This window comes from Thermodesulfobacteriota bacterium (genome assembly GCA_026415035.1).
GTDB lineage: Bacteria > Desulfobacterota > BSN033 > BSN033 > UBA1163 > RBG-16-49-23.
Genome location: JAOAHX010000014.1, coordinates 45,896 through 69,428, shown reverse-complemented (window position 1 = coordinate 69,428; position 23,533 = coordinate 45,896). Strand labels below are relative to the sequence as shown.

The 23,533-nt window shown below is 58.2% G+C and carries 18 protein-coding genes; 5 read left to right on the top strand and 13 right to left on the bottom strand.

The window, feature by feature from the left end; all coding sequences use genetic code 11:
• Window position 1: 1 nt before the first annotated feature.
• From N3G78_09550 to N3G78_09540, 3 genes are all read right to left on the bottom strand, one after another.
• A complete protein-coding gene (locus N3G78_09550) occupies window positions 2–3,370 on the bottom strand; it encodes a UvrD-helicase domain-containing protein (GenBank protein ID MCX8118163.1) in 3,369 nt (1,122 codons plus the stop codon).
• Entirely contained in the window at window positions 3,367–6,642 is a 3,276-nt protein-coding gene (locus tag N3G78_09545) for an exodeoxyribonuclease V subunit gamma (GenBank protein MCX8118162.1), read from the bottom strand. Before N3G78_09545 ends, N3G78_09550 begins: the two co-directional genes overlap by 4 nt.
• Window positions 6,643–6,722: 80 nt before the next feature.
• Window positions 6,723–7,124 (bottom strand): hypothetical protein, encoded by a 402-nt coding sequence (locus N3G78_09540; protein MCX8118161.1) that lies wholly within the window; start codon window positions 7,122–7,124, stop codon window positions 6,723–6,725.
• Between the two features lie 388 nt (window positions 7,125–7,512).
• On the opposite strand from N3G78_09540, the gene N3G78_09535 reads away from it, so the two are divergent.
• Window positions 7,513–8,388 carry a dienelactone hydrolase family protein gene (locus N3G78_09535; protein ID MCX8118160.1) on the top strand — a complete coding sequence of 292 codons (876 nt, stop codon included), beginning with the start codon at window positions 7,513–7,515 and terminating at the stop codon, window positions 8,386–8,388.
• Window positions 8,389–9,014: 626 nt separating this feature from the next.
• On the opposite strand, the gene N3G78_09530 is transcribed toward N3G78_09535, so the two are convergent.
• The 3 genes from N3G78_09530 to N3G78_09520 form a co-directional block, all read right to left on the bottom strand.
• Window positions 9,015–9,884 (bottom strand): ADP-ribosylglycohydrolase family protein, encoded by an 870-nt coding sequence (locus N3G78_09530; GenBank protein ID MCX8118159.1) that lies wholly within the window; start codon window positions 9,882–9,884, stop codon window positions 9,015–9,017.
• 2 nt (window positions 9,885–9,886) lie between these two features.
• The gene (locus tag N3G78_09525; protein MCX8118158.1) at window positions 9,887–12,052 is read right to left on the bottom strand and encodes an ATP-dependent RecD-like DNA helicase; all 2,166 of its coding nucleotides are present in this window, start codon (window positions 12,050–12,052) and stop codon (window positions 9,887–9,889) included.
• Between the two features lie 344 nt (window positions 12,053–12,396).
• Complete coding sequence (locus N3G78_09520; protein ID MCX8118157.1) at window positions 12,397–13,302, bottom strand: DsbA family protein; 906 nt, start codon at window positions 13,300–13,302, stop codon at window positions 12,397–12,399.
• Between the two features lie 203 nt (window positions 13,303–13,505).
• Here N3G78_09520 and N3G78_09515 point away from each other — a divergent pair, with 203 nt between their 5' ends.
• The 3 genes from N3G78_09515 to N3G78_09505 are packed head-to-tail and all read left to right on the top strand — an operon-like array spanning window position 13,506 to window position 15,408.
• Window positions 13,506–14,687 (top strand): acetyl-CoA acetyltransferase, encoded by a 1,182-nt coding sequence (locus N3G78_09515; protein MCX8118156.1) that lies wholly within the window; start codon window positions 13,506–13,508, stop codon window positions 14,685–14,687.
• 3 nt (window positions 14,688–14,690) lie between these two features.
• On the top strand, window positions 14,691–15,104 hold the full coding sequence (locus tag N3G78_09510) for a Zn-ribbon domain-containing OB-fold protein (GenBank protein MCX8118155.1): 414 nt from the start codon (window positions 14,691–14,693) through the stop codon (window positions 15,102–15,104).
• 22 nt (window positions 15,105–15,126) lie between these two features.
• Window positions 15,127–15,408 (top strand): hypothetical protein, encoded by a 282-nt coding sequence (locus N3G78_09505; GenBank protein MCX8118154.1) that lies wholly within the window; start codon window positions 15,127–15,129, stop codon window positions 15,406–15,408.
• A gap of 3 nt (window positions 15,409–15,411) precedes the next feature.
• Here N3G78_09505 and N3G78_09500 read toward each other — a convergent pair whose 3' ends face one another.
• From N3G78_09500 to N3G78_09470, 7 genes are read right to left on the bottom strand one after another with little or no spacing between them, the layout of a single operon-like run.
• A complete protein-coding gene (locus tag N3G78_09500) occupies window positions 15,412–16,359 on the bottom strand; it encodes a radical SAM protein (protein ID MCX8118153.1) in 948 nt (315 codons plus the stop codon).
• A gap of 11 nt (window positions 16,360–16,370) precedes the next feature.
• Window positions 16,371–17,576, bottom strand: a complete 1,206-nt coding sequence (locus N3G78_09495) for a 2,3-bisphosphoglycerate-independent phosphoglycerate mutase (GenBank protein MCX8118152.1) — start codon at window positions 17,574–17,576, stop codon at window positions 16,371–16,373.
• 51 nt (window positions 17,577–17,627) lie between these two features.
• The gene (locus N3G78_09490) at window positions 17,628–18,170 is read right to left on the bottom strand and encodes a nitroreductase family protein (protein MCX8118151.1); all 543 of its coding nucleotides are present in this window, start codon (window positions 18,168–18,170) and stop codon (window positions 17,628–17,630) included.
• A gap of 36 nt (window positions 18,171–18,206) precedes the next feature.
• Window positions 18,207–18,869, bottom strand: coding sequence for a CBS and ACT domain-containing protein (locus N3G78_09485; GenBank protein MCX8118150.1), 663 nt, complete (start codon window positions 18,867–18,869; stop codon window positions 18,207–18,209).
• A gap of 37 nt (window positions 18,870–18,906) precedes the next feature.
• A complete protein-coding gene (locus tag N3G78_09480; GenBank protein ID MCX8118149.1) occupies window positions 18,907–20,178 on the bottom strand; it encodes an FAD-dependent oxidoreductase in 1,272 nt (423 codons plus the stop codon).
• A 60-nt stretch (window positions 20,179–20,238) separates the two neighbouring features.
• Complete coding sequence (locus N3G78_09475) at window positions 20,239–22,041, bottom strand: aldehyde ferredoxin oxidoreductase family protein (GenBank protein ID MCX8118148.1); 1,803 nt, start codon at window positions 22,039–22,041, stop codon at window positions 20,239–20,241.
• Window positions 22,038–22,520 (bottom strand): 4Fe-4S dicluster domain-containing protein, encoded by a 483-nt coding sequence (locus tag N3G78_09470; protein MCX8118147.1) that lies wholly within the window; start codon window positions 22,518–22,520, stop codon window positions 22,038–22,040. The genes N3G78_09475 and N3G78_09470 overlap by 4 nt, the downstream gene beginning before the upstream one ends.
• A gap of 181 nt (window positions 22,521–22,701) precedes the next feature.
• On the opposite strand from N3G78_09470, the gene N3G78_09465 reads away from it, so the two are divergent.
• Entirely contained in the window at window positions 22,702–23,472 is a 771-nt protein-coding gene (locus N3G78_09465) for an NAD-dependent deacylase (protein MCX8118146.1), read from the top strand.
• Window positions 23,473–23,533: the final 61 nt, after the last annotated feature.

Genomic DNA, 23,533 nt, shown 5'->3' with positions numbered 1-23,533 from the left:
ATCACCCTCCATCGAACCCACCCGGACCGGGAGGTCGAACGATCCCTTCAGGGGCAAGGGAAAAAGGCACCATCGGATGGAGAAAGAAGAGGATCACCTCTTTTGGAGGCCTTCCGAAGATCCTCTGGACGGCCTCGGCATAGACCTCCACCTGGGGTCGGTAGTGGTCGACCTTCGAATCCAGACCCTCCGGGTTAACGAGATCGGTTTTGAAGTCGAGGACGACCAAATCATCGCCTTCCCTGAAGAGGAGGTCCATCACCCCTTCGAAGAGCGTCTCGCCCTTTTTGAAGGAAAAGGGGACCTCTTTATAGAATCCTTGAGATTTCAAAACCCTTTGGATCACCTCCGATTCGATGGCCCTCCTGACCATCTCCCCCGCCCTTTGGATCATCTCACCGCTCGCCCCCATCCTCCTCCCCTCCGCCTCTGCCATCTCCCCGATCCCATCGGGGTGGACCCAATCGAGCCTCTCCATCAGGCGGTGGACCAGCTTTCCGAAGAGCGCCCCTTCGCCACCGCCGTAAAGGGCAATCTCTTCCTCATCCCTCTCGTATTCTTCTACCATTTCAATTGCCGTGCCAATCGCCCTTCCCTTGGCCCCCAGTTCCGCGATCTTCTCCTGCTCTATCTTCCAGCGCTCGAATCGAGAAAGGGCGAGCCGAACCTCACCTTCATCCCCTGGGTCGGGATATAAGGGATGGCGGAATGGCCCCCGCTCCTTGGGGAAGAGATCGAGCTTTCGGGTATCGTAAACCATCATCCCACTCTCCCATTGCCCAAAAGAGATCCTTTCGGGATCAGGGAGGTGAGGTCGAAGGTAGGCCAAAAAACTCTGGTTCGGGATCTCCTTCCTTCCGTCCTTCTTCTCCCCAACCCAGAAGACCGGCAGGACGAGGAAGTCCCTGGCCCGGGTCATCCCCACATAGAGGAGCCTCTTTTCCTCCGCCTCAGCCCGTCTCCTCTCCCTCTCCTTCAAGGCCTCATAGTCACGCGTCCGGAGCCCAGCCTCCGACCGACCCACCTTGAAGGCGATCTTTCCGGCCAGGCGATCGATGATGAACTCCTCTTTCCGATCGCTCTGATGGGCAAGGTCGGCGAGGATGACGACGGGGAATTCGAGGCCCTTGGCCTTGTGAATCGTCAAAAGCCTCACAAAATCGTCCCCTCGTTCGAGGCTCGGGGGCTCCTCCTCTTCGGCCTCCTCCTCTTGACGGTCGGAGAGCCAGCGGACAAACCCACCGAAGCTGAATACCCCCCTTTCTCCCAAGGCCCTTGCCAGCTCCCCGATCTTGAGGAGGTTGGCCACCCTCTGTTCTCCCTGGGGCTTCAGGAGGAAGAGGACCAACCCCCTCGACGCCTCGAAGAGCCTCTTCAAGAGGGCCGAGACGCTGACACGATTTCTCATCTCGTGGAGCTCCTTCAAGAGTGCGAAGGGCTCCTCCAGAGGGGTGCCGGCACCATCGTGTAGATAGTCGAGCACCCCGCCTCGTGCATTGAAGAGAAAAATCTCCTCGTCCGAGATCCCGAAGAAGGGAGAGCGGAGGGCTGCGAGCAGGGAGACCGTGTCGTTGGGATGATCCACCGCCCTGAGAAGGGCGAGGAGTTGCTGGACCTCCTGGCGAAGATAGAACTGTCTTCCGCCAAGGGCCCGGTAAGGGACTTCGAACTCCCTCAGGGCCTCCTCGAGAAAGGGGAGGGGAAGGGACGTCCGCAGGAGGATGGCGATGTCTCGAAATTCCAAGGGCCTGAGCCGCCGATCGGCCTCGTCCCAGATTTGCCATCTTTCTTCCTCCACCGACCTCCGGATGAAAGAAGCGATGCAGCGGGCCTCGTGGAGGCGCACCTCATCGGCCCCAGCGAAGGAGATCTCCTCTGCTTTTGGTGGATAGAGAAGGACCGTCCCATGAACCGGCGGGACCGTCTCGGGCTTCCTTCCGAAATGGAGGGGGACATAAGGGGGCTGATAATGACCATCGGCGGGAAGTTGGATGAGATCGGCAAAGACCCGGTTCACAACGTCGACGATCGAGGGTGCGCACCTGAAGTTCTGGGAGATGGTGAGAAGGCGTCCTCCCCCCATCCGGGACCTCGCCTCTTCATAGATCTCGATGTCCGCCCGCCGGAACCGATAGATGGACTGCTTGGGATCTCCCACGAGAAAGAGCCTGCCAGGGGCCACCTGAATCTCCCTCCACTCGGCCGCCTCGGATCCCTCCTCCTCCGAAAGGAAGAAGGCGATTTCGACCTGGAGGGGGTCTGTATCCTGAAATTCATCCACGAAAAGATACTTGTATCGCTCTCGAAAGAACCTCCTCACCTGGGGATGGTCTTGAAGCATCTTCCTGGCGGTCCTGAGGAGGTCGTCGAAATCGAGTAGGTTCCGTTCCTTCTTGGCCTCTCCATAGGCCCGGACGTATTGGGTCAGGACCTGGGCGAGCCCGGTGAGGACCGAATCGGCGAGGAAGGCCTTCAACTCTTCGTGCGCATCCGAAAGCCTCTCGATCTGGACCCGGACATCTTCGAGATGCGATCTGCTATGCCATTTCCCCTGATTTCCGAGCCGGCTCGAGGAGCCGATGGCCAACTTTTTGAAGAGGAAGATCCCCCTCTCCTCTTCCGGAAGGGAGAGAAAAGCTCGGAACTGCTCGTTGAGCTTGCCGATCCTCTGGGCCGCCCTGTCTCCCTCCCGGTCTTTGCAAAATTGCATCAAGCGATCGAGAGAGGCCATCCCCTCTTCAAAAGATCGGGTGAACCGATCGATCGCCCTTCCCACCTCTTCAGGAGAAGGGGGCGAGGGCAGGCAGGTGAGCCTCTCTTCGTTCTTCAACAGGAACTGGCCGATACTCCGCATCTGGTCGAGGCCGATCCCGTAGAGGAGGGCCAGATGGAGGGCAGGGTTCCTTTGGCTCATCTCCTTCTCCAGCCATCTCTCCCACACATCGGCCTGGAGAAGGGAGGAGGTAAGCTCATCGGCGACCTCGAAATTGGGATCGATACCGGCCTCCACCGGCCTCTCCCTCAACATCGATGCGCAGAAGGAATGGATCGTCGTCACCTGCATCCGTTCGAGGTCGGAGATCGCCTTGGAAAGGCGTCGGGCCTCCTCGGGGCTCAGCCCTTCGAGGAGAACCTGCTCAAGCCCGTAGCGCAATTTCACCTTGAGCTCGGCCGCCGCCTTCTCCGTGAAGGTGATGGCGACCACCTCGTCGAGGTCGGCCCTCCCTCCCCTTAGCAGATTGAGAATGCGATGGACCAGGAGGGTCGTCTTCCCGGTCCCTGCAGAGGCCTCGACGAGATAGCTCTCGTCGAGGTTCCCGGTGGCCAGGCCTCGAGCCTCATGATCGATGAGTTCGACGCCCTCCCTCACGCTTCCTCCCCTTCGCTCCTCCCTTCGATCACTTCCAACACCTCCAACAACCTCCGCACCCTCGGATCGCTCAATTTTCTTTCGAAGAGGGTCCTCGCCCAGGGACCGCAGATCGTCCTGTAGTCACAAAGGCGATGTCTGCACCCCTGGTGGTCAGGAAGGGAGATGAAGATCCCCCCTTCGATTCCGCTCACAAGGGTGTCGAGGATCTCCATCAGCTCGACCTCTTTCTCCACCAACGCCGATCCCTCGAAAGAGATGCTCTTTTCCTCTTTGAGAGAACGGTATTGGGCCGATTCGATCTCAAGACCGGGGTGGAGGGAGGAGAGAAAGTTCTTGGCCGCGAAGAGGTAGAGGGGGAGCTGGAGGTTTTTCCCTCCCTGAAATTCGTTCTTTTTGCCCCGGACCTGGCCGGTCTTATAATCGATGACCCGCCCCCTGTTCCCATCCCGGGTCAGATCGATGCGGTCGATCCTTCCGATAAGCTTGAGGACCCTCCCTTTGAGCTCCAGGCAGAGGGGCTCTTCGAAGTAAAGCCCTTCCCGCTCGCCCCGAGGCCTCATCCCGTAGCGGACTTCGAAATAGGTCGGGAAAAACTCCCTCTCCTCGAGCTCCCTTTGGAAGAAGGCTTCGAGTTGTTCCAACACCTGCCGTTTCTCCATCTCCCAGAGGATGGGATAGCCTGTAAGGCCGACCTCCTCAAACCAGGCCATTTTCTCCTGGGCCTTCTGGATCAATCGGTCGAGGTCCTCCCTCTTCAAACGGATGGGCGCTCCTCGTTCCTTCTTCAGGTCGGTATAGAATTCATAAAGGATCTCGTGGATAAGCCTCCCCCTGTCAGGAGGGCTGATCGTCACCACCTTTTCAGGTTCGACCAAGGCCTCGATCCCCATGACCTCTCTCAGGAAGTATTGGAAGGGACAGGAGGCATAGGTTTCGAGATGGGTGGGTGAGATCCTCCGCTCGAGGATCGGAAAAACGTCTCGTAGGCTTTGGAGGGCCTCTTCCGAAGCCAAGAGGCCATCGAATTCCGTAAAACTCCTCTCTCCCCAGCGGGACCTCTCGAGCTTAAGGCCCTTTTCGAAGTGATTGGAGATCGTCTTCAAATAGAGCACTCCACCGGCTCTCCCCGTCCCCAACCTTTCGAGGCAGAAGGAGAGGTCGTATTCGGCCTCGTCGAGGGCCTCCTCTGGATTTTTGACAGCGACCTCGGAAAGGGGGACCCGATAAAAGTGAGGATAGGACTCGACCTGGTTGAAGTCCACGCCTCGACCTGTGAGCGCCTCGATCGTCCTGAGCATGAAGGAGGAGGGCAGACGCTCCTTCCCTGTTCCGGGCTCGATTCGGGGATAGCTGAGAACCACCCTCTCTCTGGCGGCTCCGATCGCTAACCGAAAAAGGAGCCTCTCCTCTTCCAGACGGCCTTCTGCCTTGAGGGGGAGAGGCCCGTTCTCCCTTCCGCTCGCCCATCTGTTGAGGGCCCTCCGCTCCTGATCGAGGAGGATGGCATCCTGACGGACGACCGGAGGAAACGACTTCTCGACCAGCCCCGGGACGATGACCATTTTGAAAGGGACCCCCCGAAGGGCCATCAGATGGGCAATGATAGGCCCGTTTCGCTGAAATCTTCCCAGAGGAACCGAGCTCCTCTCCAGCGCCTCGCTCACCAGGCGTATAAACTCTCTTGAGGAGGCCGGAGGCGCCAGGAGGTCGAGCCCGGCGAGGCTGAACAGGGCCTGCCTGATGTGAGGAGCTGTTTGGTCCTCTTCGATGAGCGTTTGGAAGAGATCGAGGAGGGCATCGACCTTGCCCTTCCAAGTCCCCTCCTCCGTTAACCGCCGAGCCGCTCGAGAGAGCTCCCGTACGAACCGGATCAAATTGTCGAGGCAGAGGAGATCTCCCCGAAGACGGCCTCTCTCGCCTTCCTCCTCGTTGTTCAACCTCTGAGAATAGGCCACACGAAGTCTTTGAAGCCTCGGTTCCCATTCCCCCTGGCCTTCGAGGATGGAGGCCTGTCTCGAGAGATCGTCCCACCGGCTCAGGTTCAGGAGGGGATCGCCATCGGCGGTTTGGGCCATGCGCAGCGGCGCAAAGGTCGCGAACTCCATCACCGATTGCCTTGAGAAATCCTCCGCAACGACCTTCAAAAAGAGGAGCAGGCTCCTGCCTGCCCTCGTTTCCGAAAGGGGAATGCCTTCCCGGAGATAGGGTTCGATGCCGACCGATTCGAAGGCCTCCCTGAGAAGGGGTGAATAAACCTCGGGCGTCCGGAGCAGGATGCCAATCTCATGGGATGGGATCTTCTCCTCCTTCCAGGCCCGAAGGATGCGCCTTACGATCTCCCGGACCTCCCTGACCTCGCCCGGGGCCGAGATTATCTCGACCGCCCCCGTCTCCTCCTCAAGGGGTCTTCTTTCACCGAAGAGGGAAAGACAGAGATGCTCAAGGACGGCCGGTCGAACAGGGGGCGGTGGCGTGGCTGTCTCAATCTCCTCGAATCCCCTCTCCCTCAGCCATTTCAAGGCCTGACCTGCAAAGGCGAAGGCAGAGGTCGGTTCGAAGGGAAAGAAGAATGTGGTCTCCTTTGCTTCGAAGCAGGCCTGGAGCAACCGTCTCTGGGCCTCGTTGAAATCGTAAAACCCATAGGCGAGGAGAGCGGGTGTCTCTTTGAGGAGAAATGAGTTCCTTGCCCACAAAGGAGAGGAGACCGTCAAATCCGATGCGTCATAAGCCCCGATTTCTTCAAGCCTCTCCCAGTAGGCCTTATAGAGCCTGGTCAGATCTCTCAGCTTGGGGAAATGGACCTGCCGGGTTTGAGGGGTTTCGGAAAGAAACCTCTCCATCTCCTCGGGCCGCAGGCAGGCATCCTTCAGGTCCTTGAACGCCGCCAGAAGGGCGCGGTGAAATCCGTGCCGATCGGCAATGTCACGAAAGTAGAAGGATTCATCCTCGGAGGCCAGCCGTTTAACGATCGTCCCGATCAACAGCTCGTCGCCAAAGGGTGGAAGCTCCCTCTTCCCCTGCCTCGTCAATACGGGGCCGCTCACCTCCCTTGCGAACTCCTCAAGCGTGAGGAACCGGAGGTTGAAATGGGGCTGGCCTCGCTCGACGAGGAGACGGCGGAGGTGGAGGCCGAGGAGTTTCGACGAGACGAAGATCAGAAGGGGCTGGAAGGGTTCGGCCTCCCGGATCGACCTCACCTTCTTTAAAAAGGTCTCCTCCAAAACCGGGTAATCCCCCAGGACCAAGTATCGGCCGCCTTGTCGTCCCATCGCTTCTTTTTCGATGCCTATGTCAGATCCGTTTTTTTGGCAGAAATCCTATTAACACAGGACCTCCCCCAGGAGATGTCCTACATCTTCTGCCCCCTCTTTCTCCCTACCCTTTCAAGGAAGTTTTGGATCGTCACGATCAACTGTTCGTTCTCCCCTTCGGCGATCCTCTCCCATTCATCGAAGGCCGCCACATCGAAGACCAGTCTGCGGCCCTCGATCTCCTTCAGGACGGCCTCTGCGTAAACCTTGGCCCCCAAGGGCGTTGCCGCGAAATGGCGGATGCGGATGAAGGTGCCGACGGTCATCTTCCCCTCTGGAAGGGCCTCCTTGATGGCATTGCGGGCCGCCAACTCCATCAAGAGGACGACCCGGTGGGTCGAAAGGACCTCGGCCCCTATATTTCCCATAACGCTTGCCAGGTCGGAGGGCCCTACCACCATCTCTTCTCTTCCCCGAAGTCCTACGCGAAGCTCGACCATTCGTCCTCCTGTCTTTTCGGCATTGGGCCTTCTCTGAAGAAGAAAAAGTTCTCTCCATTGCCCCAGGGTCCAAAAAATTTTATCCTTCTTCTGGGAAATCATCAACGGAAATTGGCTGCTGTCCGGTTCCCATAGGATTGGCCGTGGTCGAAGCGGAAAGCCCTGTCAACATTGTGAGGCCACCATCCAATTCTTCCGGCAGGAAGAAAAGGCTACCCTTTTAGGCCCAAAAATCCAAAAAAGCACGGGCTCGATGAGAACACCTAATTTAAAAAACCCAATTTTTAACCGAGAGATTTTTTAATCCGAAGGAGTTTTCCGTTGACTTTAGTCCCTCTGATTTTATAAAAAGGAGGGGAAGAGCCTCAAGAACCCAAAGGAGGGTTTTATGGTGGAAGACTGGTTAGCAAATGCTTACGAAGGAATGTCACGAAGACAGTTCCTTGCCCGGATGACGGCAACGGGAATCGGCCTTGCCGGATTTGCAATCGCCGCAAATCCAGTGGCCGGAGAGATCATCACCACCTCCACAGAGGGGCTCGCGGTTCAGGAGACCACTGTTCAGGCAGGGGATTTCCAGATCCCTATCTATGAGGCAAGGCCCTCCGCTGCTGGAAACTATCCGGTGGTGCTGGTGATCCCCGAAATTTTTGGAATGCATGAACATATCAAAGACGTGACGCGCCGATTTGCCAAAGAGGGTTTCTTGGGAATCACCTTTGAACCCTATGCGCGCGAAGGAGGCGTTTTACATCTCCAAGATATCGCGGCCGTTCGAAAAATCGTCGATGCCATCCCAGACGAAAGGATAATGGCTGATCTCGATCGCCTCTTCTTCTATGCAAAAAAGCACCCCTTTGCAAAGGGAGATCGAATCGGGGTCACGGGATTCTGCCGGGGAGGGCTATACACCTTCCTCTTCCTCGCCCATAATCAAGAGGTGAGGGCGGGGGTGGCCTGGTATGGCCAGCTCCGACCGGCTAAAACGCCAGGGGTAAGAACCTTCGGACCTCTCGATATCGTCCATAAAATTCAGGCTCCCGTTCTGGGCCTATACGGTGAGGCTGACCTCGGCATTCCGGTCGCCGATGTAAAGGAGATGGAGGCAAGCTTGAAGGCGGCCGGAAAGATCGCGGAATTCATCATCTACCCTGGGGCTCCCCATGCCTTCTATGCCGATTATCGTCCCAGTTACAGACCCGAGGCTGCGAAGGATGCCTGGAGGCGTTGTATCGCCTGGTTCAATAAATATTTAAAGCAATAACATTCAGGAGGTTGTACTCCTTTTCAGAATCGGTTTTCTAAACCTCCATGGGCGAGAATCAGCCTTAATTCGCGAAATGGCAAACCTTACCTTAACCTTTTCACCTCTTATCCACCGACCGAGCGGAGGAAAAGAATCTGGTGTGGAAATTTTGTTCCCGATCAATGAAGGACTGCCTTTTCTGCGAAATAGGACCTTCCGTTTGCCCTTTGGATTCCATAAGCAGAATATGAGGGCCTCGGGAGGGAGGTCGAAAGAGGGGGGCTTTAGGCTATCTGAAAATAACCGGAGATCGGTAACGCCATTTTGGAAGGCTGTAAGGGGTATCGGACCCCAAATCCAATTTAGAGAATTCCTGGCGCCAGACCCGCCACCTACGGAAGATATCCCCCGGCTCCTCGGAAACCATAAGATCGTCTCGGCCGATTTTTTAGAGGGGGTGCTTTCCCATAGGGCAAGTTGAGGTATTCCAGATCGTCCAGGATGAACTTGAAGATTTTAACACTTTTTTTGAGATACCTCGGTGCTCTCCTGAAAGATCAGTCGCAATTTCACTTGACGGTCGTATTAGGTTTACCCCCCTTCCCCTTGAGCCCCAAAGCTCAAGAAAGGCCCATATTTATTTTTCAAAATGAAGGGAGGGGTTCGCGGCGGTCGAGCCATTCTGAAGGCAAATTCAGGGCCGATAGGGCCACGATCCCTCCGACGATGGCACAGGTCGTATCCCGATCGCCCAGCCCTCTCACGGTCCACCAGAGGGCCTCTTCAAAGTCGAAAAGATGATGAGCGGCGCTCCAGAGACAGAAGGGAACGGTGTCCTGGGCACTCACCTCACTTCCGTTTCCGAGCCTGAGAACGGCCTCTTCTAGTCGGTCGGGAGGGATCTCCATGGCCAGCCGAATTCGATCACGCGTCAGGCTTTCCGGAAGGAATTTTAGAACCTCCCTTAGAAATTCACCTCCTGCCGGAGGAGCCGCCCCGCCTGCAAGGGCCGCGGCAACGGCAACGGCCATCGCCCCGACCTGCCCTTCGATGTGGGCATGGGTCACCACGGCCGAACGTTGGGCTTCGTAAGCGGCCCGTTCGGGGTCTTCGGTGAAATACCCGCCGATGGGCGAAGCCCGCATGGCCGCGCCGTTTCCATAAGAACCACCACCGAAAAGCCTTGGTGAGACCTCCCGCCAGTCCGCCCCATCGAGAAGGGCCCTTAGCAACCTGGAGGCCCCTCCGGCGTACCCCCGATACGGTTCCTCCCCGTAGCGCCTCGCAAAGGCCCTTGCCAGCGCATCCTGATCGATCCGTCCATGGGTTTTCAGGATCTCCACGATGGAGATGGCCATATGGGTATCGTCGGTCCAGCGCCACGGGCCCGGCGGAAGTTCTTCGGCCTTCACCGAGACAGGAGAGATCGAGAAGAAGAGCTCTCCGAAGGCATCTCCTAAGGAGAGCCCTTCGAGGCTGAGGAGGGCGCGATTCAAGGCCGCCGTTTTATCCATCGTCAGGCCTTCAGCCTCTCTGAAAGGCGGGTGAACCTCCCCTGGGGTTTGTTGTTCTTGATGGCGATGGCCAGAGCCTTCTTCGTCCCGATCAAGACGACCAATCTCTTGGCCCTCGTGATGGCCGTGTAGAGAAGGTTTCTCTGCAGGAGGAGGTAGTGCTGGGTCGTCACGGGCAGGATGACGGCCGGATATTCGCTTCCCTGAGACTTATGGACGGAGATGGCGTAGGCCAGCGTCACCTCGTCGAGGTCGGTGTAATCGTAGGTGACCAGCCTTCCGTCGAAGTCGATCACGACCTCGCGCTGCTCGGGATCGATCTTCGAAATCCGGCCGATGTCCCCGTTAAAGACCTCCTTGTCGTAATCGTTGACGATCTGCATCACCTTATCTCCCAGCCTGAGGCTCCTCGCCCCGTGGACGATCCCGAAGGCATCGGGGTTGAGCTTCCTCTGAAGCTCGAGGTTCAGATTTGCCACGCCGATCACCCCACGGTGCATCGGCGTGAGGACCTGGATCTCACGGAGCGGATCGAACCCGAAATGGTTCGGAAGTCTCTCGCAACAGAGATCGAGGATCTGGTTCAAAATCTTCTCCGGATCCTCCTCCTGGATGAAATGGAAGTCCGAAGGCTCTCCACCTGCAGCCTCTCTCCCCAAAACGGGAAACTGACCCTGATGGATCCGGTGGGCATTGACCACGATCAGGCTCTCCCGGGCCTGCCGGAAGATCTCCGTAAGCCTGACGACCGTAAAGGCCTCTGATTCGATGATGTCCCTGAGAACGTTCCCAGGTCCCACCGAAGGAAGCTGATCCACATCGCCCACCAGGATTAAATGGGCCCTCGATGGAATGGCCTTGAGGAGGTGGTACATGAGCAGGGTATCGACCATCGAAGCCTCGTCCACGATGACGACATCGGCCTCGAGGGGATCGTTTTCATCCCTTTTAAATCCCCCCTTCTGGGGAGAGTATTCGAGCATCCGGTGGATGGTCTTTGCCTCCCATCCGGTGGCCTCGGTCATCCGTTTGGCCGCCCTGCCCGTGGGGGCCGCAAGGAGGACCCTCAATCTCAACTGCTCAAAGATCCTCAGGATGGCCGTGAGGATCGTCGTCTTTCCGGTCCCGGGCCCACCGGTGATGACGAGGACCTTGGAGGTCGCAGAGAGGAGGACCGCCTCTCTCTGTTTTTCGGCAAGCTCGATCCCGAGCCTCTTCTGGACCCACTCGATCGCCTTCTCGGGATGGATGGGCCGGATGTTTGAGGGGGCTTCTTTCAACTCCAACAATTTCTTTGCCATCCCGGTTTCCGAAATATGAAACGGCTGTAGATAAACCGCCTTTGCCTCCCCTTCCGGGTCGAGGTCTTCGAGGACGAGTTGCCTCTCTCTCGTCAGGTCCCTCAGGGCCTGAATCACGATCTCCTCGTCGACCTCGAGGATCTCCCTGGCCTTCCGGGTCAGAGGGCCATCGGGATAGTAGACATGGCCCTCCTCCATCAGTTGACTCAAGACGTAGATGAGCCCTGCCTTGGCCCGGATCAGGGAGTTGGGGTCCACCCCCAGGTTTCGGGCGATTCGGTCCGCGGTGAGAAAACCGATCCCGTAAATATCCCGGGCGAGCCGGTAGGGATCCTCCCTCACCATGGCGATCGATTCGTTTCCATACTGGCGGTAGATCTTGGCGGCAAAGGCCGCGCTCACCCCGTGGCCCTGGAGGAAGACCATAATCTCGCGGATCTCCTTCTGCTCGGCCCAGGCCTTCGTGATCATTTCGATCCGCTTGGGACCGACGCCCTCCACCTCGGAGAGCCTTTCGGGTGTCTTCTCGATAATGTTAAGGGTATCGAGACCGAATCGCCTGACGATCCTCTCCGCCATGACCGGACCGATCCCTTTGATCAATCCCGAACCGAGGTATTTCCGGATGCCGTAAACCGTGGCGGGCACCGTGACCTCGTAATGGTCGACCTGGAACTGTTGCCCGAATCTTTTGTTATTCACCCATCTTCCGGTAAGTTTGAGGGACTCTCCGATGTTGACAGAGGCGAGGTTTCCCACGATGGTGGTCAGGTCTTTCTTTCCCCTCTCCTGGAGCCTGGCCACCACAAAACCGGTCTCCTCGTTCTGGTAGGTGATCCGTTCGAGAACGCCAGTGATCGTGGTCACGGGTCTAATCTTAAACGAACCCTTTCGAGGAGTCAAAAGGGGTTAAAAGGGGGAGCCTTCCTATGAACCCAGGGTAGTGGAATGGTTAAAGGGGATTTCCCAATTCTGCTAAGTAAAGATAATCCAATGAGTTAAACTGGAGAACCTGAAGATCCAAAGAGAGGTGGAAATAAAAGATTCTGATTTTTAAGGAGATCTTCAACCTATCCACAATCTCTGTGGAATGGTTGTGGATTGTCACATCCTCCCTCTTGATTTGAACCGATCTCTCGGTTTTGCCTAATTTTTAAGCAGTCCTAACTTTTTGGAATCATGAGCAAATCCAAAAAAGGGTGGCTTCAAACCTATGGTTTGAGGTAACGTTCGAGAACCCCTTCGTTAAATTCTCCAGAGATCACGTCCCCGTTCACGATGATCGTGGGCGTCCCCATGACAGGGATCTTGTTTCCAAGGGCAACGTCTTCCATCACCTTCTTCTTTCCCTTTCCGGTCTCGAGGGCCGATTGAAACTCTTTGAGATCATATCCCTTCCCCTTGAGAATCTCTTCGACCCTCTTCCTCACCGTGACCACATCCTCCCTGACGACCATCTGACCCTCTGGCGAGAAGAAGAAGTCGTGGACGAGCCAGAAGGCCTCGTCGCTGACGAATTGGGCGGAGGCCGCGATCTCGGCCAGTTCCATGGAACCCTGAAGAGACCGAAGGGGGAAGTGTTTGAAGATATATCGGAGGGCTTGGGGGTACCTCCCCAAAAGGGCCTCGATCTTCGACCACGAGAGCTGGCAATAGGAGCATTTGAAATTTGAAAATTCGACGATCGTCACGGTCCCGTTGGGGTTTCCCCGGACGGCGGGCTTTCCGGCTTCGAATTGCTTCATGTCATGCTTGCGGGGTCTGGCCTCCCCGGCCTCCTTTAGCGAGACGTTTTCGCCCTTGACGATGAGCGCGCCTAAAAGGACCTTCTCGCCTGCTTCGTCCACATAGACGACCAAAGGCATCTCCCGATCCGGAGCGAGGATGAGGAGCCTCACGGAGTAGAATCCTTGAAGAGGGCTCTTCTTCTTTTCGAGAAACCTCACCTCCATCTCCTTCGGAATCCTCATGTGTGCCCGGGCCGTCTCGATCGCGACCTTGGCGATCCGGTCCTCCTGGCCGAGGCTGACCCCCGGGGTGAAGAGATAGTAGAGGAGGGCCAAAAGGAGAAGGCCTACACCGAGGCCCCACGGGATTAAACGGAATCGGCTCTTCATCGTCCTTCCTTTCAATTATTAAGGATCGGGACCCGAACTGCCCCGAACGTCCCTCTTCGGTCTTTCTATCCATCTTAAAAGGCCTGTTCCGCCAATGTCAAATGACCGATCCTTTTATTCTTTCGTTCGATTTCCACCCTTGACAAGGAACGGATCTCTCGATTATGTTAGAACACCAATTGATCACGGAAGGGAGGCCTTCGATGAAAAAGGAAGTAGCCATCATCGGTGTGGGTCAATCCTCGTTTGTGAGGGGGTATGAAGGGTCGATCCGTGAGCTGGCCTTCGAGGCCTTCAGGGAAGCCATGAACGATGCGGGCATTACCCAGAAGGACGTGGATGCCTCGGTCTTCTGCTCGGCTCCCGAATACGACAAGCAGCGCTCCCCGGCTGGTGTGCTTGCAGAATATCTTGGGCTCATCCCTCAACCCACCCTTTATGTGGAAACGGTCTGCTCTTCAAGCAGCACCGGGGTCAAGGTGGCTTATAGCATGATCAAGGCCGGACTCCACGACGTGGTCGTCGTCCTCGGATTCCAGAAGATGTCCGAGATCTCGTCGGCCGAATCCCAGGAGCGAATGGGTCGGGGGGCGGACATCCAGTGGGAGGCGCCTTTCGGAACGATGATGCCCGCCTATTATGCCCTCTATGCCCAGGCCTATATGGCCAAACACGGGCTGACCCATGAGGACCTGATGAACGTGAGGATCAAATCGTCGGTCTATGGTGTGATCAACGATCGGGCCGTTTACCGCAAGCCCGTCAAGCCCGAGGATTTCAAACCGGGCGATCCCGAGGCCAAAATGGCGGGCCCGGTGGCCTGGCCCCTCCGGGTGGGCGACTGCTGCGCCAATGCCGATGGAAGCTCCTGCATCATCCTCGCCAATGCCGAGAAAGCCAAAATCTTTTCCAAGAAACCGGTCTGGATCCTGGGCATCGGCACGGCTTCGGAGTCGGTCAACATGGCCGCCCGTCCCGATTTTACCCAAGGCCTGAGCGTGGGCCATGCTGCAGCGGCCCAGGCTTATAAAATGGCAGGCATCACTCCCAAGGACGTCAAGGTGGCCGAGGTTCACGACTGTTTCACCATTGCCGAGATCATGGCCTACGAAGGTTTAGGATTCGCACCCATCGGAGAAGGCAAACAGCTCATCCGTGAAAAGGCCACCTACAAAGAGGGGAGGATCCCCGTCAATGTGGACGGCGGTCTCCTTTCAAAAGGACATCCCATCGGGGCCACCGGCGGCTCTCAGATCCGAACCATCGTGCTGCAGCTTCGGGGGGAAGCGGGCCCCATGCAGGTTCCTGGCGAGCCCGACATCGGTGTGGTGCACAACATCGGGGGCGTCGGGCTCTACGGAAATGTCACCATCCTGGGGAGGTAAGTTATGGGGTTCGAAAAATTCGGGAGAAAGAGCTTCACCGCGACCACCAAGACCGCCAAATTTGTCGATTTTCTCGCAGAAGGAAAGATCAAAGGGACGATCTGCAAAGGGTGTGGGGCCAGGTACTTTCCACCGAGGGCCGACTGCGCCAAGTGCTTCTCCAATCAGATGGACTGGTTCGAGATGCCACCCAAAGGTAGGCTCGAGACCTTCACCACGGCCTACTATGCCCCCTTTGGCTTTGAAGCCGACCCTCCCTATACGATGGGCGTGGTCGATTACGGCGACGGTCTCAAACTCTTTGCCAGGGTGACCAAGGCATTGAAGCCCGAGGAGATCCGGGTAGGGATGGAGGTCTCGGTCAAACCGGTCACCTACGAGGACGGCCAGCTCTCGTTCGAAATCGTCAAGGTGTGATCGATCTTATGGGAGAAGTGGCGTGGCCTCGCAATACGACCCCTTCGAAGGCATCAGCGTATTCGATGATAAGGGAGAGGTCAAATCCTTGGTCGACCGGATCATCCAGGAGACCGATCCGGAGGTCGTCATCGATCGGATGAGGAAGGTCGACTTCTCCTACGTCTTCACCCTGTCCAAGAGGAACAGGAGCACGGAAGTCGAGCTCTCTCGTTCCGAAATCGAGGCCAGCTGGGCCTGGAGAAGAGGACAGGTCGACGAAGGCCTTCAGAAGAAGATCGAAAAGGCCATCGCCGCCCTATGAGGGTCAGAGGTCAGACTTCTTCGGAAGCCCATAGTAGAGATCCTCACCGAATCGTTTCAGTTCGATCTTTCCATCCCTTAGAAGGGGACCGAGGAAACGCTCCAGTTCTTCCCGATCCATTCCCATCCCCCTCGAAAGGTCCTCGATCGAAAGGGGTCTTCGCCGAAGGATCGCTAAAATCTCCTCCTCCACCTTCCGCTCCGGCATCGTCAGGGGATGGCGATCGAATTCGGAGATGACCACAGCCCTCCCGCCGAAGAAGTCACGGATCCTCTCCATCTCGGCCGGGCTCAAAGGCCTCGCCCACCGCTCCGCGGGAGGTCGAACGACCGTGTTGAGGTGGATCTGATCGGGCTCGATCCGTTCGACGGCCTCCTTCATCCTGGACAACTCTGCCGGGTGGTCGTTGACGCCATGGCAGAAGAGAAGTTCGAGCCAGAGCTGGTTGGGATAGACCTTTCGGAACCGGATTAATCCTTCGATCACCTGTTCGACAGAGATCCCCTCCGCCGGCCGGTTGATCCTCTCGAACACCTCGGGAGAGGCGGCATCGAGGGAGGGAAGGACCACATCGGCCTCGCGGAGATCCTCTCGAACCTCCTCGAGATAGAGGAGCGACCCGTTGGTGAGGACGGCCACCGGGATCGGCGTCAGGGCCTTGACCCCGGCGATGAGTTGGCCTATCTCTGCGTGGAGCGTGGGCTCTCCGGAGCCCGAGAGGGAGAGGTGATCGAGGGCGGTCGGGCCCTGCCTCAGAAAGCGGTCGATCTCCTCAAGGACCTCTTGGACCGGCACGTAGGCCTTGCGGGTCAGGCTCTTGAGGGTCGTCCTCCCGACCTGGCAATAGATGCAGTCATAGGTGCAGACCTTGTGGGGGACGAGGTCGATTCCGAGGGATCTGCCGAGGCGCCTTGAGGGCACGGGGCCGTATAGGTACTTGAAGGGTTTCATCCTTTCGACCCTCAGGCCCCGAACTTCTTCAGCCTCAACCCGTTGGCCAGCATGAGGGGCAGGATCGCCACGGCCGGGAGCCTGCCCAGCTGTCCTCTCTGACATTGGCGTTCGGTGAACCTGCGGATCCCGTCGGGCCGTTCGTATCCCGAATGGAGGAGGATCGGGTTGGGATGCCAGCTGTGAGATTTGAGAAGGGCGGGGGTAGAGTGATCTCCGGTGATGACCAAGACATCCGGTTTCAATCGGAGCAGCGAGGGAAGGAGCCGGTCGACCTCCTCGATCGCCTTCACCTTCCTTTTGAAATCCCCATCCTCGCCTGCCGAATCGGTCTTTTTGAAGTGGAGGTAAAAGAAGTCGTATTCCTCGTAATGGGTTCTGAGGGTCTCTATCTCCTCTTTAAAGGTCTCCCCGGTGGGAAGGACCTCCATCCCCACCAACCTGGCCAACCCTCGATACATCGGATAGGTGGCGATGGCCGCCGATTTTAGGCCAAACCGCTCGAACATCGAAGGAATTTTTGGAATCTTGGAAAACCCTCTCAGGAGGATCGTATTCGCCGGATGCGAACCCTTTAACACTTCGGTCGCCTTCTGAAGGTAAGCATTGACGATCTGGGCGGTCCTCTGAGCCTCGGCCGTGAGAGGTTCGGTGCCCTTGGCCTTCTCCCCTTCCTTCTGAGGATCGGCATCGGAGAGGTCGTCCCGCAACCCTTCCCCTCTAAAGACGATCACGAACCGGTGTTCTTTGCCCGGGTGGATCGAGACCCTCACCCCGTTGACCTCCCGGATCTCCCTCTGGAGAAATTCACAGAGCCTCTGGTTCGTCTCGGTCGAGATCCTTCCCGCGCGGCGATCCACGATCAGGCCGGCCTCGTCGAGGGTGGCGAAATTTCCCCTGGCCGTTAAATCCTCCTCGGTCAAATCCAATCCGATGCCAAGGGCCTCCATCACCCCCCGGCCGATCTCGTACCGGAAGGGATCGTAACCGAACAGGGCGAGGTGCGAAGGGCCGCTGCCCGGCGTGATCCCGTAAGAAAGGGGATCGATCAGCCCGCAGGCCGATTTCGAGGCGAGCCGGTCGAGATTCGGGGTCTTTGCCGCCTCCAGTTCGGTCCTGCCCCGGACGGGCAACCCACCGAGCCCGTCGAGGACGAGCATCACCAACTTCGATCCATTCCTCACGACGAGCGAACGAAGCATCTCCTCAGGGATCATGGTCGGTCCTCTCCCCTTGAAACGTAATCCCGCGGGACCCCGGCGGTCCGCTCAATGATACCGGTCCTGAAAGACGAATTCCGAGAGCTCCTTCCGCTTCGGCGGGGTGGCCTCGGAGGCGGGGTACCCAAGGGGCGTCATGGCCACCACCTCCCGGTCGGGCGGGACAGTTAGGATGGCCTCTGCCTTTCTGTGATCGAACAGCCCGACCACCACCGTCGCCAAACCCAAGGCATGGGCTGCCAGACAGAGGGATTGCATCGCCATTCCGGTATCGAACATCAGCCAATCCCCCTTGACGGTCATGGCCTCCCCTTTCTTGAACCCCGAGACCCCTTTCTTCCCGCAAAGGACGATGACCAGCGGCGCCTCCGTCATCGCGGACCGCGCGGGGTTCGTGGGGGTGAGGGTCGCCGCCAACTCCGCCTTCACCACGGGATCCCTCACCACGACGACCTCCCAGCACTGCGTATTGGCCCAGGAGGGAGACCACCTCACCGCCTCGAGGATCGTCCTCAGGGCCTCCTCCGGCACCGGATCGGGCCTGTATCTCCGGATGCTCCGTCTCCCCTTGATGGCTTCCATCAACTCCATCTCGTCCTCCTTTCCAATCCTTCGAGGGCCCTTCGATCACCACTCCTCTTTGACCGAGGCGACGGCCCAGGTGACGTGAAAGCCCTCTTTTTTGAGGCTCTGGATGATGGCCCTTGGATTCTTCGTATCCAAGCGGAGGGCGACCAGCCAGTCTCCCTTGCTCTGTCTGGGGACGAGGATCATGCTCAGGATGGTCACCCGATGCTGGTTCGCCACCGCGATGATCCGCTCCAGCTCGCCGAATCGCTCTCCGAGGCCGGTGATGGTGATTCTCGTCCCCTCCTCTCCGATCCCGAGGAGCTTGATGAGAAACCTGACGATATCGGATTCGGTGGCGATCCCCACCAACTTTCCGTCCTCCACGACCGGAAATGCCCCGATCTTCTTCTCCTGGCCCAGTCTCAGGGCATCCTCGACCGGGGTGTAGGGCGTCACGGTGACGGGGTGCTTCTTCATCAGGTCCTTCACTTTGATCTTCGAAAGGAGTTGATTCATCTCGTAGAGATTGGTAAAGCTCCCCTTCGGGGGAATGGCCTCCTGAAGGTCATATTTGGTGAGGATCCCCACCAGTTTTCCCTTCGAATCGACGACCGGAAGCCTTCGGATCCTCTTTTCGTTCATCAGCTGTTGAGCCTGAAGAACCAATGTGTCGGGATGGACTGTGATCGGATTGTGCGTCATCACCTCTCGGATTCGCATAGGCCCTCCTCCTCCGTCGTAAGATGTAGCCTTTTTTTCAGGGCCTGCCCTGCAAAAGGCCTTTAAAGACCAATCCGTAGTTGACCGGCGATCTCCAGAGGGAGCGGGTTTTGAGGATCGCCCCGTCCTTTCTCTTCCTGATGAGGCCTTGGATCACTCCTAAGTCTTCCACCTCCTCGATCAGGATCGCTCCGATAAGCCTCCCTTGCCCATCGAAACAGAACTTCCGGTAGATCCCCCTCCTCTCGTCTTTTCGGACCAGGCTCTCGGCCACCCGGGTGGAGCGGACCTCGCCGATCGAAGCCACGGGTACGGCGAAGATCCGCGTCACGTTCATCTTCAGGTTGCCTTCGTAATCGACCCCCTGGCCGGCCATATTCGTTCCCGCCACCGCTCCCTGCTCCACCGCAGAAGACCATAACCCATAAAGGACCTCTTCGCCAGAGAAGAAGTCCGGGGCCACCGCCACATCCCCCGCGGCATAGATGCCCTCGATGTTCGTCTCCATCTGCCGGTTCACCAGGATCCCGCCTTTGGTCTCGATGCCCGTCCCCCTGAGGAAGTCGATATTGGGACGGACCCCCTTACCTGCGAAGAGAAAGTCGGTCTCCAGCTCCTCGCCGGTATCGAGGACGGCACGAAGAGACCCTTTCCTCCGTTTTAATTGAATCACATCCCTTCCTTTCAAGACCTGAACTCCCATCCCCCTCAGCCGCTTCTCGATCATCTCGGCCCCTTCGGGATCGAGCTGTTGGGAGAGGAGATGGTCGGACTTGACGACAACCGTGTAGCGGCCCTCCCTTCGAAAGAGGGCCTGAAGGGATTGGAGCGAGACGAGCCCTCCTCCCAAGAAGAGCCCCTGTCGGATGGTCGGCTTAAGGGCTTTCAAACGCCTGGCATCCTCCAGGCTCCTCAAGACGTGGATCTCGTCGGGTTTGGCACCCCGGATCTTCGGTCGGATCGGGGAGCTCCCGGTGGCGATCAATAGTAGGTCGAAAGGCTCCTTCTTCCCGTTGTCGAGAAGGACATCCCGGTTTCGAACATCCAGGCCGACCACCCTCCTGCCGAAAAGGGTCTTCACCCCGAGCCTCCGGTAATAGGCCCTGTCTCTCAGAAAGAGACCACTTTCCTCCTTCAGACTGCCGAGGACGAAGTAGGGGGTGATCACCCTGGAATAGGCAGGATAGGGCTCTTCGTCGATCAGGACGACCCTGCAATCGGGATCCCTCTTCCTCAGGGCCTCGAGGCCCGAAAGGCCCGCCGCGCTGTTACCGATGATGACGATCCTTCGTCTCCGCTTTCTCGCCATCGCCTCCTCGCAAAAAAATCCCCCGACCCCCTTTCAAACGGAGGCCGGGGGAAGCTCACCTCATTCCAGCCCGAGTTCCTTCAGCTTCTCCGGAGTGGGAACCCCGTCCTTGTCCCATCCCCGGATCTCGTAATATTCTGGCAACATCTTTTCGAGCCGGACCACCTGACCCTTGGCAGGGCCCGAGGGCAGGGGTTCTTTGACGATCCTCTCCGGCAGGCGATCCTCTCTCCCCGTCATCCCCGCCTTCAGATTGAAGAGCCGCTCCAGATTCCAGACCCTCTCTCCGGCCTTCATCAGCTCCTCCTGGGTCATCTCGACCCCGGTGGCCGCCTTCAGATAGGCGGCGATCTCCGGGATGCCGATCGCAAAGGTGTTGAAGAGGCAGATCCCGGAGGAGTCGACCACGGCAGTCGTATCCTGAAAGGCCTTGGTCCAGCCCGCCTTCTCCTCCGTCTCGAAGGGATCCAGTTTCTGGGGAGCCCCTAAAATCTCAGGAGAGATCATGTAGCCTCTCACGTGACAGGCGCCCCGGTTGGAGGTGGCGTACTGGAGCCCCATGCCCTGGGCGCCCCGGCCATCATAGGCAGGAAACTCCTGTTTCTTCACGCTCATCGAAAATTCGGGGTGGCCGAACCTCTCGGCCAGGCGATAGGAGCCCTCGGCCAAGGCATCGCCGAATCCCTCCCGGTAACCGGTCTGCCTCACCATCTCGACCATGGCCTCCGCGTCTCCGAAATAGAGGGAGCGGCCAACCTCCTTGGAGGTCAAAATTCCTCTCTCGAACAGCTCCATCGCACAGGCGATCGTCACCCCCGCGGAGATCGGGTCGAGTCCCAGGATGTCGCAATAGTAGTTGGCCTTTCCGATCGCATCGAGGTTATCCACGCCACAACAGGCCCCCAAGGCCCAGTCCGACTCATACTCCGGGCCCTCGCCGGAATAGGCAAATTTGGGGTGGTTCGATCTCGTCACCCTGCCGCAGGCGATGGGGCAGGCGAAGCAGGCCTGATTCCGGATAAGCATCTGTTCGGCAAGGGTCTCTCCGCTGATCTTCTCGGCGCCTTCGAAGACCCCCTCCTGGAAGTTCCTCGTGGGAAAGAGGCCGTGCTGGTTGATCACGTTGACCAGGACCGCGGTCCCATAGGCGGGCAAACCCGTCGAGGTGACGGGATTGGCCTTCACCTTCTGGAATCCGTCGAGCGTTGCCCTCCTGAAACCCTCCTTGTCGGCGATGCAGACGCTTCCGCTTCCCTTGACGGCGATCGCCTTCAGGTTTTTCGAACCCATCACCGCCCCGACGCCCGAGCGGCCTGCGGCCCGATGTTTATCGTTGATGATGCAGGCGAAGCGGACGAGTTTCTCTCCGGCAGGGCCGATGCAGGCGACCTTCGCATCCATATCGGTCTCGGCCCGGATCTGGTCGGTCGTCTCATGCGTCGTCTTCCCCCAGAGGTGTTTCGCCTCGCGGATCTCCACCTTTCCGTCCTCGACGAAGAGATAGACCGGTTCTTTCGCCTTTCCTTCGACGATGATCAGATCGAATCCGGCGAATTTGAGCTCGGCGCCGAAGTGCCCCCCGGAATTGGAACAGGCGATCGCCCCGGTCAGAGGCGATTTCGTGATGGCCATATAGCGGCCGGCTGCCGAGGCGCTCGTCCCGGTCAGGGGGCCGGTGGCGAGGATCAGCTTGTTTTGAGGGCTGAGGGGATCGATCCTCGGATCGATCTCGTCATAGAGGATCTTCGAACCGAGGCCCCTTCCACCGATGAACTTCAGGGCGAGTTGCCTATCCAGCTCCTCCACCCTCCAATCTCCTTGGGTGAGGTTCACCCTCAACATCTTTCCAACCCATCCCTTCATGGCTGCACCTCCTTCGAGGAAGACTCGAGCTTCCGAGCGGTCATCGCCCGTTTGAGCCGGGTGGGCATGGATTCTTCCTCATACTTCAAGGCACCCGTCGGGCAGAACAGGACACATTCGGGCTGGCCATCGCACTCGTCACATTTGATCGCCTTTCCCTGTTGCGGGTCGTAGGTGATCGTTCCGAACGGGCAGGCCATCGTGCACATCCGGCATCCCACACACCGCTGGGGATCCACCTTCACCACCCTCTGCCCGAGATCCCTTGAGATGGCCCCGCTCGGACAGGCCTTGAGGCACCAGGCCTCATCGCACTGGGTGCAGAGGATCGGCGTATAGAAGGCGTCCTCCCCAAAGATGGAGACCCTCACCCTCGAGGCCACCGGATTGAACTCACCGGTCTTCTTGAACGAACACCCCAACTCGCACAGACGACAGGCCGTGCACTTCTCCGGATAGACCGAGATCTTCTTGATCATTCCCATCCCTCCTTTCCGAATCCCCTGCCGATGGACGGTCTCTGGGGGATCCCTTTTCAAACACCCTCATCATACCAGAAAGGTGCGCCAAACTCAACTGAAAAAGAGGCCATTGACACCTTGAGGACGGACGGGATAAGATGAGGGTCGAACATCTTTAATAAAGGTAGGAGAGCCGAGGATGAACGAACCGTTGATCCAGAGGGCCGCCCGGGACCTTCTCAAATCCCGAAAGACGATCGCCTTCACCGGAGCGGGCATCTCCGTCGAGAGCGGCATCCCCGATTTTCGGAGCGCCGGGGGGCTCTGGGAGAGATTCGACCCGGAAGAGTACGCCCACATCGAAGCCTTCTATGCCCATCCGGAAAAGGTCTGGCAGATGCTGAAGGAGATGTTCGCCCTCGTCATGCAGGCCAAACCCAACCCGGCCCATCTCGGATTGGCCGAGCTGGAACGGATGGGCCTTCTCTCCACCGTCATCACCCAGAACATCGACGGGCTCCACCAGGCCGCCGGCAACACCCAGGTGATCGAATTCCATGGAAGCCACCGGACCCTCACCTGCCTCAAGTGCGCCACCACCACGGACGGCACCCTTCTCAGGGTCGAAGACCTTCCCGCCCGATGCCCGCGCTGCGCCTCCCTCCTGAAGCCCGATGTCGTCTTCTTCGGCGAACCGATCCCGCCCAAGGCCCAGTCCGCCTCCTTCAGGGAGTCGAGGTCCTGCCAGCTCCTTCTCGTCATCGGGACTTCGGCCGTCGTCTACCCAGCGGCCTCCATCCCGATGATCGCAAAGGAGTCAGGGGCCACCGTGATCGAGGTCAACATGGAGCCCACGCCCCTGACCGGCCGGATTTCGGATTACCTGATCATGGGGCCGGCGGGAAAGATCATCCCTGCCATCGTCGAAGAGGTGAAACGGCTCTCCCAGGTCGAAAGGGCCTCGGGATGAGAAGACGGAGATGGCCGATGGCCATACCTTGTTGAAAACTCCGGGAGAAGGTGGTAAGATT